This window comes from Quadrisphaera setariae (assembly GCF_008041935.1).
GTDB classification, from domain to species: domain Bacteria; phylum Actinomycetota; class Actinomycetes; order Actinomycetales; family Quadrisphaeraceae; genus Quadrisphaera; species Quadrisphaera setariae.
Genome location: NZ_VKAC01000003.1, coordinates 64,403 through 76,319, shown reverse-complemented (window position 1 = coordinate 76,319; position 11,917 = coordinate 64,403). Strand labels below are relative to the sequence as shown.

Annotated in this window: 13 protein-coding genes; 6 read left to right on the top strand and 7 right to left on the bottom strand. The window is 76.2% G+C overall.

Annotated features, from left to right (window positions below):
* Positions 1–108 precede the first annotated feature (108 nt).
* The 4 genes from FMM08_RS05685 to FMM08_RS05670 all read right to left on the bottom strand — a co-directional run bounded on the left by FMM08_RS05685 (position 109) and on the right by FMM08_RS05670 (position 3,615).
* Positions 109–1,005 (bottom strand): M56 family metallopeptidase, encoded by an 897-nt coding sequence (locus FMM08_RS05685; protein WP_147925407.1) that lies wholly within the window; start codon positions 1,003–1,005, stop codon positions 109–111.
* Positions 1,002–1,403, bottom strand: a complete 402-nt coding sequence (locus tag FMM08_RS05680; RefSeq protein WP_147925406.1) for a BlaI/MecI/CopY family transcriptional regulator — start codon at positions 1,401–1,403, stop codon at positions 1,002–1,004. The genes FMM08_RS05685 and FMM08_RS05680 overlap by 4 nt, the downstream gene beginning before the upstream one ends.
* A gap of 44 nt (positions 1,404–1,447) precedes the next feature.
* Positions 1,448–2,527: a LacI family DNA-binding transcriptional regulator gene (locus FMM08_RS05675; protein ID WP_147925405.1), complete on the bottom strand. Its 1,080-nt coding sequence runs from the start codon at positions 2,525–2,527 to the stop codon at positions 1,448–1,450.
* 143 nt (positions 2,528–2,670) lie between these two features.
* Positions 2,671–3,615: an AEC family transporter gene (locus FMM08_RS05670; protein ID WP_222710453.1), complete on the bottom strand. Its 945-nt coding sequence runs from the start codon at positions 3,613–3,615 to the stop codon at positions 2,671–2,673.
* A gap of 99 nt (positions 3,616–3,714) precedes the next feature.
* Here FMM08_RS05670 and FMM08_RS05665 point away from each other — a divergent pair, with 99 nt between their 5' ends.
* Positions 3,715–5,151, top strand: coding sequence for an amino acid permease (locus tag FMM08_RS05665; protein ID WP_187279570.1), 1,437 nt, complete (start codon positions 3,715–3,717; stop codon positions 5,149–5,151).
* A gap of 146 nt (positions 5,152–5,297) precedes the next feature.
* Positions 5,298–5,501, top strand: coding sequence for a hypothetical protein (locus tag FMM08_RS05660; protein ID WP_147925404.1), 204 nt, complete (start codon positions 5,298–5,300; stop codon positions 5,499–5,501).
* 38 nt (positions 5,502–5,539) lie between these two features.
* Here the strand turns inward: FMM08_RS05660 and FMM08_RS05655 are convergent, their stop codons facing one another.
* Together FMM08_RS05655 and FMM08_RS05650 are read right to left on the bottom strand one after the other, a co-directional pair.
* The gene (locus FMM08_RS05655; protein ID WP_147925403.1) at positions 5,540–6,355 is read right to left on the bottom strand and encodes an OBAP family protein; all 816 of its coding nucleotides are present in this window, start codon (positions 6,353–6,355) and stop codon (positions 5,540–5,542) included.
* Positions 6,356–6,467: 112 nt separating this feature from the next.
* Positions 6,468–6,881, bottom strand: coding sequence for a hypothetical protein (locus FMM08_RS05650; protein ID WP_147925402.1), 414 nt, complete (start codon positions 6,879–6,881; stop codon positions 6,468–6,470).
* A 174-nt stretch (positions 6,882–7,055) separates the two neighbouring features.
* Here FMM08_RS05650 and FMM08_RS05645 point away from each other — a divergent pair, with 174 nt between their 5' ends.
* From FMM08_RS05645 to FMM08_RS05630, 4 genes are all read left to right on the top strand, one after another.
* Positions 7,056–7,829: a response regulator transcription factor gene (locus FMM08_RS05645; protein ID WP_222710452.1), complete on the top strand. Its 774-nt coding sequence runs from the start codon at positions 7,056–7,058 to the stop codon at positions 7,827–7,829.
* Positions 7,830–7,954: 125 nt separating this feature from the next.
* Complete coding sequence (locus FMM08_RS05640) at positions 7,955–9,307, top strand: sensor histidine kinase (protein ID WP_147925401.1); 1,353 nt, start codon at positions 7,955–7,957, stop codon at positions 9,305–9,307.
* Positions 9,308–9,445: 138 nt separating this feature from the next.
* On the top strand, positions 9,446–10,324 hold the full coding sequence (locus FMM08_RS05635; RefSeq protein ID WP_147925400.1) for a COG4705 family protein: 879 nt from the start codon (positions 9,446–9,448) through the stop codon (positions 10,322–10,324).
* The gene (locus tag FMM08_RS05630; RefSeq protein ID WP_147925399.1) at positions 10,321–10,950 is read left to right on the top strand and encodes a DedA family protein; all 630 of its coding nucleotides are present in this window, start codon (positions 10,321–10,323) and stop codon (positions 10,948–10,950) included. The genes FMM08_RS05635 and FMM08_RS05630 overlap by 4 nt, the downstream gene beginning before the upstream one ends.
* Here FMM08_RS05630 and FMM08_RS05625 read toward each other — a convergent pair.
* A complete protein-coding gene (locus FMM08_RS05625) occupies positions 10,845–11,846 on the bottom strand; it encodes a hypothetical protein (protein WP_147925398.1) in 1,002 nt (333 codons plus the stop codon). The two genes, FMM08_RS05630 and FMM08_RS05625, sit on opposite strands and share 106 nt — an antisense overlap.
* Positions 11,847–11,917: the final 71 nt, after the last annotated feature.

Genomic DNA, 11,917 nt, shown 5'->3' with positions numbered 1-11,917 from the left:
GCTACCTCCTGTAGCAGTGGGGCGGGCGCCCACCCTGACATCTGCGACGCCGTGTAGCAAATGGCCGCGCGGCTCGGCCCGCGCCGTGGCGCGCCGCGTCCCGCCGCCTCAGAGGAGGACGACGACGACCCCCGCCAGGCACACCGCGCTCGCGCGCACCGCCCACGCCCGCCCGCGGTTCCTCACCGGCGCAGGCGCACCGAGCGCCTCGACCCTGAGGAGCAGGGAGCGGCCGGGGTCGGTGAACGCTGCGACTCCCATCGGTGACGGCCCGCTCCTCGCGCCGACCGCGACCGACAGCGCGCGGGCGACAGCGGCCGCCCCGTGCCGCGCCCGGGCGTCGTCGTCCGCCCACAGCTCCCCGGACAGCGCCAGCTCCGCGAGCACGGCACGACGCCCCGGCACCCACCACCAGGCGCGCAGCGCGCAGGTCGCCAGGAACACCCACAGGGCGTGCCGGTGGCGGCAGTGGCACCTCTCGTGCTCCACCACCGCGTCGACCGCGGACGCCTCGACGACGTCGATCCCCACGAGGACCCGCGGGCGGAGGAGCCCGACGCTGCTCGCCACGAACCCCCGCTCGTGCACCACCCCGTACCCGGCGTCGCGCACCACCGGGAGCCGCCGCGCGCGCACGGACGCACGCCGGGCCTGGAGGCCACCGCACGCGAACGAGACCGCCAGGGAGAGCAGCGGCAGCACCCAGAGGACCGTCAGGGCCGCCGCGACCGGCCGCGTCACCTGACCGACGCCCACCGCACTGGTGACGCCCCAGGCGATGGGAGCGCGCCAGGGCAGGGCGTCCCTCAGCGCCAGGCCCGGCAGGTACGGCACGAAGAGCGCGAGGGCCGGGACCAGGGCCGCGGTGGCCGCGAGGAAGAACCGCTCGCGAGGCGCCAGCCGACGCCGCCACCGGCCCGCGAGGCGCCACGCGCCGAGCACCACGACAGGGCACCACAGGGTGAGCACCACCTGCGGGTACCCGAGCCACGACCAGTCGCTCACCGCCGCTCCTCGTCAGCGGCGATCCGGTCGAGGAGGGCCTTGAGGTGGGCGAGCTGCTCGGGGTCGCCCTTGACCGCGTCGACGAAGTGCACCACCGCGAGGGGCCCGAAGTCCTCGACGAGGCGCTGGCTCGAGGCAGCGGCCAGGGAGTCCGCCACCTCCTCGCGCGTCGCGGCCGGCCAGTAGACGTACGCCCTCGACTCCTTGCGCCGCCGCAGGTGCCCCTTGGCCACGAGGCGCTCCATCACCGTCTTCACGGTCGTGTACGCCTGTGGGCCGTCCACGAGGCGGCAGCACTCCGCCACGTCCAGCGGAGGGCTGGACCAGCACGCCTCGAGCACCGCGAGCTCCAGCGGTCCGAAGTGCGCCGCCAGCCGGGAGTCCTGGGGACTCGTCATGTGACAGAACGTAGCAGGAGCTGCGGGCCCCCGGTCGAGGTCGCTCAGCCGGTGGGCCGTGGGGCCGGTGCCCGACGCGCAGCGCTCCCACCCGCGGCGGCCGGCGCCGGCGCAGGGCCCGTCGAGGCCCTCACCACCAGCCACGCCGGGAGCAGCACGGGCTCGCCGGTGGTGCCGTCAGGGGCGCTGGGACGCGCGGTGTCGCGCCGCGAGGAGACCAGGTGGCCGACGGCGGACGCGCCCATGTCCACCGTCGGTGCGGCGATGGTGGTGAGCGGTGGCCTCACGATCTCGGCATCGACGATGTCGTCGAACCCCACCACGCTGACGTCCGCGGGCACGCGCCGTCCCGCAGCCGTGACGGCCTGGATGAAGCCGATGGCCATGAGGTCGTTGTAGGCGATGACCGCCGTGGTGGGCCGCTGCTGCCACGCCGCGGCCGCCGCTCCCCCGCCGCGCAGCGTCGGCAGGTGGGGGCCCACGCGCACCACGCGCACGTCCAGCTCGAGCCCGGCCTCCCTGAGGCTGCGCCACCGCGTGCCGTCGGCGTAGGAGGCCTCCGGGCCGGCGAGGTAGGCGATGGACGTGTGCCCGAGCCCCACGAGGTGCTCGGCGGCCTGCGTGATGGCGCGCCCGTTGTCGCTGACCACCGACGGCACCGACCCGACGGTCCGGTTGAGGACGACGACGGCGCGGCGCTTCGCCACGGCGCGGATCGCCTGGTCGGTGAGCCGCGAGGACGCGAGGACGAACCCGTCGACCGTCGCCTCGAGGCGGGCGAGGGCCCGCTGCTCGACGGCCTCGGACTCCTGCGTCTCGACCACCGCGAGGGTCAGGTCGTGCTGGTCGGCGGCGCGCTCGGCCCCGCGGACCACGCCCACGAACACGGGGTTGGCGATGTCGGCCACCACCACCGCCAGCACGCCCGTGCCGCGCTGCGACAGCGGCAGCTCGATGCGCGAGGAGCGGTAGCCCAGCTCCGCGGCCACGCGGCGCACGTGCTCGGCGGTCTTGAAGCTCACCCGCCCGGGCTTGGACAGCGCGCGCGAGACGGTGGAGGCGGCGACCCCGGCTGCCGCAGCGACGTCGTAGATCGTGACCTCGGCGCCCTCGCCGTCCCCCATCGCGCCCTCCCGGACCAGCTGCTGGCGGACGCTAGCAACCCCTCGCTCCCCTCGAGCGGCGCGGCTCGGCTCGGCCGTCCGCACGGCGCGGGCGCTCGACCTCGGCGGGCCCGTGGGGGCGTCGAGGACGAGCGGGGTGGGAGTCAGCGGGTTGCGAGCAGCTGCGCGACCGACAGCACGGCGGGCAGCGTCAGGACCGACGCGACCGTCTGCACGGCCGTCAGCGAGGCCGTGAGCGGTGCGTCGCCTCCCAGCCGCGCGGCCAGGACGTACGACGACGGGGCGGTCGGGAGCGCGCACGCCAGGACGACGCCCGTCAGCGCCGCCCCCGCCACCCCCAGACCGGTGGCCGCCCAGGCCGCTGCCAGCGGCAGCACCACGAGCTTGACGCCGCTGACCACGAGCACGGCGGCGACCTCGGAGCGGCGCAGCCGCAGCCGCAGGGCGGCACCCGCCACGAGGGTGCCGCAGGCCAGCGCGGGCGCGGAGAGCACGTCCAGGCTCGCGACCACGGGCGCGGGCAGGGGCACCCCAGCCGCGTTGACGAGCAGCCCCGCGGCGCACCCCAGCACGAACGGGTTCGTCACCACCTCCCGCGGCAGCGAGGGCCGCACCCCCGCCACCTGGTCCCCCAGGCGGGTGAGCGCCACCACGCTGATCACGTTGACCAGCGGCACCACCAGGGCGCCGGCCAGCGCGAAGGCAGCCACCCCGGCGGCACCGTGCAGCGCCGAGGCGAGCAGCAGACCGACGTAGGTGTTGAGCCGGATGCTGCCCTGCACCAGCGAGGCGAGACGGGGCCCTGGGGCGCGCAGCACCAGCCCGGCGCCGAGCACCAGACCGGTGACGACGACGATCGGGACGGCCGTGCTCAGCGCGAGGGAGGCGGCCGGAACGGCTCCCAGGTCGGTCTGCCCGATCACCGAGACGAACAGCGCCGGCGTGAACACCCAGTACACGAGCCACCCCAGCCCGCTCCAGAGCTGCTCGTCGCGCAGCGCCCAGCGCCGCAGCGCAGCACCGGCCACCAGGAGCAGGACCACGGGGACGACCCCGGTCCCGACCAGGGCGGTCAGGTCTGACACCACGGCGGCACCCTCCCACCCCGCCCACCCCGCCCGCGCAGGGGTGGACCGGGCTGCGGCATCCTCGGGCGACCGGACCACCAGCACGTGGAGGAGCCGTCCGTGACCGCCGCCACCCCACCGGCCAGTCCCCGCGCCCCGCGCGGCGGGCTGCGCCTCAAGCCCGTCGAGACGCTGCTCGCGCAGCAGTCCGACGAGCGCGCCGGCGGCCTGCGCCGCTCCATGGGCCTGTGGCAGCTCACCGCGCTCAGCATCGGCGCCACGCTGGGCACGGGGATCTTCGTCATCCTCGGCGAGGCCGCCCCCCTGGCCGGGCCCGCGGTGGTGCTGTCCTTCGTGCTGGCGGCGGTGACCGCCCTCTTCTCGGCGCTGTCGTACGCGGAGCTCGCCGGCACCATCCCCGTCTCGGGCTCCTCGTACTCCTACGTCTACGCGACCATGGGCGAGGTCGCGGCGTGGGTGTGCGGGTGGTGCCTGCTCCTGGAGTACGGGGTGTCCGTCTCGGCGGTCGCCGTCGGGTGGGGCGCCTACATCGACGACCTCGCCCGGGCGACCGTCGGCACCACCCTGCCGGAGGCCCTGTCCGGCCCTCCGGGGGACGGCGGCGTGTTCAACGTGCCGGCCGTGGTGGTGGTGCTCCTGGCGATGGCGCTGCTGCTGCGCGGCACGCAGGAGAGCGCCCGCGTCAACACCGCCGTCGTCGTCCTCAAGGTGGCGGTGCTCGTGTTCTTCTGCGCGGTGGCCTTCACGGCCTTCCGCGCGGGCAACCTCGCGCCCTTCGCTCCGCTCGGCGCCGCCGGCGTCACGGCCGCCGCCTCCCAGGTGTTCTTCTCCTACATCGGCTTCGACGCCGCCTCCACGGCCGGCGAGGAGGCGCGGGACCCGCGCCGCGACCTCCCGCGGGCGATCCTCATCTCGTTGGTGGTGGTCACCGCCGTGTACTGCCTCGTGGCGCTGGCCGCCCTCGGCGCGGTGCCGTGGCGGCAGCTGGACGGGTCCGAGGCGGCGCTGGCGGACGTGCTGCGCAGCGCCGTCGGCAGCACCTGGCCCGCCGTGCTGCTGTCCGTGGGCGCGGTGGTCGCCATCGCCAGCGTGGTGTTCACCGTCTACTACGGCCAGACGCGCATCCTCTTCGCGATGTCCCGCGACGGGCTCGTCCCGCGGGTCTTCTCCCGCGTCAGCGGCCGCCAGCGGGTGCCCGTGGCCAACGTGGTCATCACCGGGGCGGTCGTCGCCGTGCTGGCGGGCGTGGTGCCGCTGGGCGAGCTGGCGAACGCCACCAGCATCGGCACGCTGTTCGCGTTCGCGCTGGTGAACGTCGGTGTGCTGCTGCTGCGGCGCAGCCGTCCCGACCTGCCGCGCACCTTCCGCACGCCGCTGTTCCCGGTGACGCCGCTGCTGGGCGTCGCGCTGTGCGTGCTGCTCATGGTCGGGTTGCACGGGACGACGTGGGTGGTCTTCGCCGCGTGGATGCTGCTGGGCCTGGCGCTGTACGCGCTCTACGGGCGCAGGCGGTCGGCGCTCGCGCGCCAGCCCTGACAGGCGGCCTGCCAGGCGTCGGCGCGTCCCCCCGAGGGGAGCGGTCGAGGTCCTCGGCCGGGCCGCACGGGACGGTCGGCGTCCGCCAGGATGTCGAGCGACAGCCGCAGCCGTCCCTCGCCCGAGGGTCCGCACCCGGAGGTGACGTGGAGTCGACGAGCAGGTGCCACGGGCGGCAGGGACTGCGTCGCCGGTGCGCCCTGACCACCCTGCACGCGGGTGACCACCGCACCGGCGAGAGGACGTGGCCGCGCAGCCCGCGCGAGCAGGCCGCCTACGAGCGCCAGCTCGAGGAGCTCAGGGCTCTGCGCGACCAGGCCATCGGCTGGCAGCGGCGCGCCCAGGGGTAGCCCTCCCGGGCGTCACCTGGACGCCCGCCCGGGCGCCGTCAGGGGCTCGGGCGCACGGGGCGGCGCACCGGGACCTCCTCCACCCGCAGCTGCGGCGTGGTGCCGTGCTCCCACGCGTCGGCGCCCGGCACCGGACCGCCCACAGCGACGTCCGCGCGCTGGCGCCGCTTGCGCTCGGCCGAGACGCCCAGGCGCTGGTCGCGGGCCCGCAGCAGGTCCGGGCGCAGCTGGCCGTCACCGGTGAAGGCCATCATGAGCTGGGGCACCCCCAGGGGCACCTCGTCGTCGCGGTCGTACTGCCAGGTGTGGAAGGTCTTGCCGTACGTGCCGGCGAGGTGCTCGACGTGGGCGTGCTCGGCGGCCTGCGGCACACCGGGCGCCACGAGCGTGCCCGAGCGCACCTCGTGGCGGTGGCTGTGCCACAGCCGCTTCTCCTCCTCGGGCAGCGACCTGAAGCGCTCCTCGCTGACGATGTACTCCACGCCGATGAGGCGCGCGTCGGGCGCGTCGCTGTCGTAGATGACGCACTGGTGCAGGCCGGGCCTCCGGTGGCTGCACAGGTGGGTCGCCTCCACCTGGCGGCCGAGGTCGTCGGCGTAGAAGTGGAACCCGTTGAGGCAGGTGCTCACCGCCTCCAGGGGCCGCTTGCGCTGCAGCACCCCGGCCGCGGTGTCCAGCGCCCGCAGCCGCAGCGACGTGCCGTGGCTCCCACGGGCCACCCCCGCGACCCTGCGCGCCAGGACGACGCCAGCCGCCAGGGCCGCTCCGGCCGCGAGACCTCCGAGCGCCCTTCCGTCCAGCAGGGCGGGCGCCGCAGGAGTGCGGGCGGGGGACGGGGTCCAGGTGCGGGTCATGACGGCCTCCTCGGCTGCGGCGGGCGCCGGTCGCTCGAGCCCGCCGGAGGCCCCCTACCCCGCAGCCGGTCCGGGCACCGCCGTCAGGCGCGGGCCGAGCCGCGGTGAGCCGTCAGGAGCTGACCTGCTGCACCAGCTGCTGGATCCAGGGCCAGATGTCGCGCCCCCGGTCCACGGCCTGGTCGGCGGTGGCGATGATCGGCCACACCGACACCACCAGCGACACCAGCCAGGCGACGACGACGAGCGTCCACGACGCCACCGGGAGCCGCGACAGGGCCGCCGCCACCAGCAGCCCCAGGGCCAGCAGGTACCCCAGCACCACCACAGCGGTGATGGAGCCGACGGGGATCGACAGCAGCGGCCCGGCGCTGGCGGCGGCGGCGACGAGCCCGAGCACCGGTCCGAGCACGAGCAGTCCGGTGAGGACCACGAGCGCGGCTCCGACGCCGGCGGCGACGAAGCGGGTGGGCACGCGGCGGCGCTGCGCCGCGCTGCGGGACGAGTACGACACGGAACGAGCCACGACGGCCTCCTCGGTCTGGAGCCGGCGGCGCAGACGTGGCGCCGCAGCCACCGCGCCGACGCGGCGACCTCCTGTTCTTACACCGTAAGGAACAGCCCCGCCCCTCGAGGCGAACGGGGTCATCCGCGGCTCGGCGGGGCGCGCGAACGCCCGTCGGTGCCGCATCATCGCCGGGTGCGCCCCACCCACGCCTCCAGCGCCATCCGCGCCAGCCTCGGCCTGGAGCAGGTGCCCGTGCTGCTGGTCGAGGACGACGCCAGGCTGCGCGCCGCCGTCTCCCGCGCCCTGGGCGAGGCGGGCGCCCGCGTGCACGCGACCGGCACCGGGCAGGGCGCCCTCGCCGCCGCCGGCCCCGGCCCGACCTGCCCCTACGCGGTGGTGGTGCTCGACATCGGCCTTCCCGACTCCGACGGCCGCGACGTCTGCCAGGCGCTGCGCAGCCGCGGCATCACCGCGCCGGTGCTCTTCCTCACCGCTCGCGGCCAGGTGGAGGACGTCGTGTCCGGCTTCGGCGCCGGAGGGGACGACTACCTGTCCAAGCCGTTCCGCACCCCCGAGCTGCTGGTGCGCCTCGGGGCGCTCGCCCACCGCCCGGGCTCCGCCACCGGGACGGTCCCGGCGCCGGAGCCGGTGCCCGACAGCGCCAGCGCGACCGGCGCCGGTGCGCCTGCTGCGCTGCGCCTCGACCCTGTCGGGCACCGGCTGGTGGGGGTCTCGGAGCAGCCGCTGACCCCCACCGAGTACCGGGTGCTGGCCGTGCTGGTCAACGCCCCCGGCGAGGTGGTGCGGCGCAAGGCCCTCGCGGCGGCCGGCTGGTCGCACGGCGCCATCGTCTCGGACAACACCCTCGACCAGTACGTGGCGAGGCTGCGCCGCAAGGTGGCGGCCGCCAGCGACGGCCAGCACCAGATCACCACGGTGCACGGCGTCGGTCACCGGTTCTCGTGAGCGCCCCGACCGCGGCGGGTGGCGCGCCGGCTCGCGACCGCCCTCGAGCGCGGTGGCAGCCGCGGTGGTGGGTCCGGCGCGGCCCGGGGAGCCTGCGCAGCCGCGTCGCCTGGTCCGCCACGGCCGTGACCGCCGGGTGGGTGCTGGCCCTCGGCGTGGGCGGGAACCTGCTGGTGGCCGCCTCCCTGAGCCGCGCCGCCGACGACTCGCTGCTCGCCCGCGCCGAGGCGGCGTCCTCCGCCGTCCAGATCGGGCCCGACGGCCTGCTCAGCGTCATCGGCCCCGACGACGACCGCGCCCTGGTCACCGGCACGTGGGTGGTGGACGCCGGCGGGGTGGTGGTGAAGGCGCCCTGGGGCGCCGGCGAGGAGGCCACCGACGGCGCGGCGGCGCTGGCCCGCGACGCCCTGGCCGGGAGGGGCACGGGCGCGGAGGGGTCCCTGGCGGGCACCGTGGACCTCGACGACCCGGTGCGCCTGGTGGCGCTGCCGGTGCAGCGGGACGGCGACGCCGTGGGCGCGGTGGTGACCAGCGCCTCCCTCAACCCCTACGCGCGGCTGCGAGACACCGCCGTCGTCGCCAGCGCCGTGCTGGGGCTGGGCCTGCTCGTGGTGGTGCACCTCGTGCTGCGGGCGGCCCTGGGCCGGGCCCTCGCGCCGGTCGCGCAGATGAGCGCGCAGGTGGAGCTGTGGAGCACCGACGACCCGGAGCAGCGCCTCGGCCAGGAGCACCGCCCGACCGAGCTGGCCGAGCTGTCGGGGACGCTCGACGGCCTGCTGGCCCGCATCGCTGCGGTGCTGCGCCACGAGCGGCTCCTCACCGCTGAGCTCTCCCACGAGCTGCGGACCCCGCTGGCCCAGCTGCAGGCCGAGCTCGACTGGCTGCGCGCCGACGAGCGCACCGCCGACCAGCGCGAGGAGTCGCTGGCGGTGCTGGACGCCTCCGCCGCGCGCATGCGCGGCGTCATCGACGCGCTGCTCGCCTCGGCGCGCACCAGCGCCGCGACGGCGGGCCGCTGCGACGTGGCCTCCGCCCTGCGCGCCGCCGTCGAGGAGGTCACCGGCGGCCCGGTCGCCCGCGCCGACCGCCCCCCCGAGGACGACGACGTCGCGGTGTCCGTCGAGGTGCCCGCAGGGCTGGTGGCGGGTGTCGAGACCGCGGTGCTCGAGCGGGCGGTGGCGCCGCTGGTCGCCAACGCGGTCCGGCACGCGCGGCACCGGGTGGTGGTCAGCGCCCGCCGCGACGGCCAGGACGTGGTGGTCGGCGTCCACGACGACGGCGAGGGCATCCCCGCCGCCGTGGTCGGCAGGGTGCTCGAACCGGGCTTCCGCGCCGACCCCTCTGACGGGCACCCCGGTGCCGGGCTGGGCCTGGCCCTGGCGCAGCGCCTGGCCAGCGGCGCCGGCGGCGCCGTGGTGCCGCACCCCGCCGGACCGGACGGCGGCGGAGCGGTGGACCTCGTGCTCCCCGGCAGCTGAAGGCGCCCCTCGGGCGAGCGCCGGGCCGTCCGGGCGCCCACCTCGGAGGCTGCTCAGGAGGTTTTCAGGAGCGGCGGCGCACGCTGCCCGGGCAGGGTCGTGAGCCCTGCGCCCCGACGCCGCCCAGGAGACCGCTGCATGACCACGCCTCCGACCACCACGCCTCCGACCACCACGCCTCCGACCACTCCCCGGACCACGCGGACGCCGCGCCGCCGCAGCGGCGGCTGGACGACGGGCTGGACGACCGCCCGTACCGCGAAGGTCCCCGAGATCACCGCCGTGTTCTGGCTGGTGAAGGTGCTCACCACCGGCATGGGCGAGGCCGCCTCGGACTACCTCGGCGAGACCAGCCTCGTGCTCGGCGGACTCGTGGGCGTCGGATCGCTGGTGGGCGCGCTGGCCTGGCAGCTGCGCGCCCGGGAGTACTCCGCGGTCCGCTACTGGACGGCCGTGTCCGCGGTGGCGGTCTTCGGCACCATGACCGCCGACATCACCCACGTGGTCACGGGCCTGTCCTACGCGGTCACGACCGCGGCGTGGGCCGTCGTCGTCGCGGTCCTGTTCACCGCCTGGTGGAAGGTGGAGGGGACGCTGTCCATCCACGCCGTCGACTCCACCCGCCGCGAGTGCTCCTACTGGGCCACGGTGCTGGCCACCTTCGCCCTGGGCACCGCCGCCGGTGACCTCACCGGCCTGGCGCTGGGATGGGGGTTCCTGGCCTCGGGGCTGCTGTTCGGCGCGGCGATGCTGGTGCCGCTGGCCGCCTGGCGCCTGGGGCTGAGCCCGGTGGTGGCGTTCTGGTCCGCGTACGTGCTGACCCGCCCGTTCGGGGCTTCGTTCGCGGACTGGCTGGGCAAGCCCGCGCACGTCGGGGGCGGTGTGGGGCTGGGTGACGGGCTGGTGACCGTGGTGGCGCTGGCCGCGATCGCCGCGCTGGTGGGGGTGCTGGCCGTGACCCGCGCCGACGTCCAGCGCCCCGCTGCTCGCGCGGTGGCGGGCCGGGAGGCCGCATGAGCCTGCTCGACCCCCAGCACCTGCTCGGCTCCTTCGGCGCGGTGGGGCTGTTCGTCATCCTGTTCGCCGAGACGGGGCTGCTCATCGGCTTCTTCCTGCCCGGTGACTCCCTGCTGTTCACCGCCGGGCTGCTCGCGGCCACACCCGCGGCCAGCGCGGCGCACCTGCCGCTGGGCCGGGTGCTGCTGGCCGGCGCTGCAGGTGCGGTGCTGGGGGCACAGGTCGGCTACCTCATCGGGCGCCGGGTGGGCCCGGCGCTGCTGGACCGCCCCGACCGCCCGAAGCTGCAGGCCGGGGTGCGCCGAGCCCAGCAGGTGCTGGACCGCTACGGCCACGGCCGCGCGGTGGTGCTGGCGCGGTTCATCCCCGTGGTGCGCACCCTCATGAACCCGCTGGCCGGCACCGTCGGGGTGCCGGCCAGCAGGTTCGCGCTGTGGCAGGTGGTCGGCGGGCTCGTGTGGAGCCTGGGCGTGACCCTGGCCGGGTACGTGCTGGGCACGCGGATCCCGGGGATCGACGCCTACCTGCTGCCGATCATCGCGGTGGTGGTCGTGGTCTCGCTCATCCCCGTGGCCGTGGAGCTGCTGCGCTCCCGCTCGTCGTCGAGGTCGAGCACCGGCGGCTGAGCCGCCCAGGAGCGGACCTCCTCGGCCACCCGGGCCCAGTCGGTGCCGGGAGCGAGGCGACCGTCCTCCATGTGCGTGGCCAGGTTGGGGGCCGCGGCCAGGAAGGTGCGGCGGCGGCTCGGGCGCCGCAGCGACCGCAGGGCCGTCGCCGCCAGGAACGGCAGCAGCACGGCGTGGCGCACCGCGCCGCTCAGCCCGCGCCCGCCGCCGAGGACCGGCTGCACGACGGGCCGCAGCAGGTCCGAGGCCGTGTAGGGCGAGGAGCCCTGGAGCACCAGGCAGGTGTCGTGGTCGCGCAGCATCGTCTTGTGCGGCCACATGCACAGCCTGAAGATCCCCAGGTCCTGGCGCAGAGCGCGGACGCGGCCGCCGAACGTCGAGGCAGTGCTGCGCAGCCGCCGCCACTCCTGCTCGCCCACCACGCGCGGCTCCCCCGCCTGCCAGCCGCGCGGGTCCGGCAGCTCGCTCTCCTCCGGTCGCAGCACCGAGCGTCCCGGCGTGGAGCCGTACAGGGCGAAGTAGTCCGCTGACGCCGTGGCCGGGTCCTGAGCGGCTCGGGCGAGGGCGCGCAGCGCGTCGGGGCGGTAGAGGTAGTCGTCCTCGCTGAACCAGACGACGTCGTCGTCGTGCCAGCCGGGCCTGCGGGTGGCCAGCTGCAGGGCACCCCAGTAGGAGGCGCGCATGCCCGACCCCACCAGCTGCTCCACGCGGCCGGCGCCGCGCATGAGCTCCAGCAGCTCGACGGGCACGGGGCCGTCGTTGAGGAAGACGACGTCGACGTCCACCCCCTCCAGGGCCCGCACGAACGACTGCAGGCACAGCAGCTTGCTGTAGCCGCGCGGACGGTCCTTGTGGTTGTCGCCGCCGTAGGAGCGGTACACCACGCGGAGGGTCATCGCTGGTCCTCGGCGCGTCCGGAGCGGCCGGTCTGCCCGGTCTGTGCGGTCATGGGTCGACGCTAGGCAGG

Coding starts and splice junctions, on each gene's coding strand:
- FMM08_RS05675 (WP_147925405.1), bottom strand. CDS start 2,527: ATGGGGGACGGCGAGGGCGCCGAGGTCACGATCTACGACGTCGCTGCG.
- FMM08_RS05630 (WP_147925399.1), top strand. CDS start 10,321: ATGAGCCTGCTCGACCCCCAGCACCTGCTCGGCTCCTTCGGCGCGGTG.
- FMM08_RS05635 (WP_147925400.1), top strand. CDS start 9,446: ATGACCACGCCTCCGACCACCACGCCTCCGACCACCACGCCTCCGACC.
- FMM08_RS05655 (WP_147925403.1), bottom strand. CDS start 6,355: ATGACCCGCACCTGGACCCCGTCCCCCGCCCGCACTCCTGCGGCGCCC.
- FMM08_RS05680 (WP_147925406.1), bottom strand. CDS start 1,403: ATGACGAGTCCCCAGGACTCCCGGCTGGCGGCGCACTTCGGACCGCTG.
- FMM08_RS05625 (WP_147925398.1), bottom strand. CDS start 11,846: ATGACCCTCCGCGTGGTGTACCGCTCCTACGGCGGCGACAACCACAAG.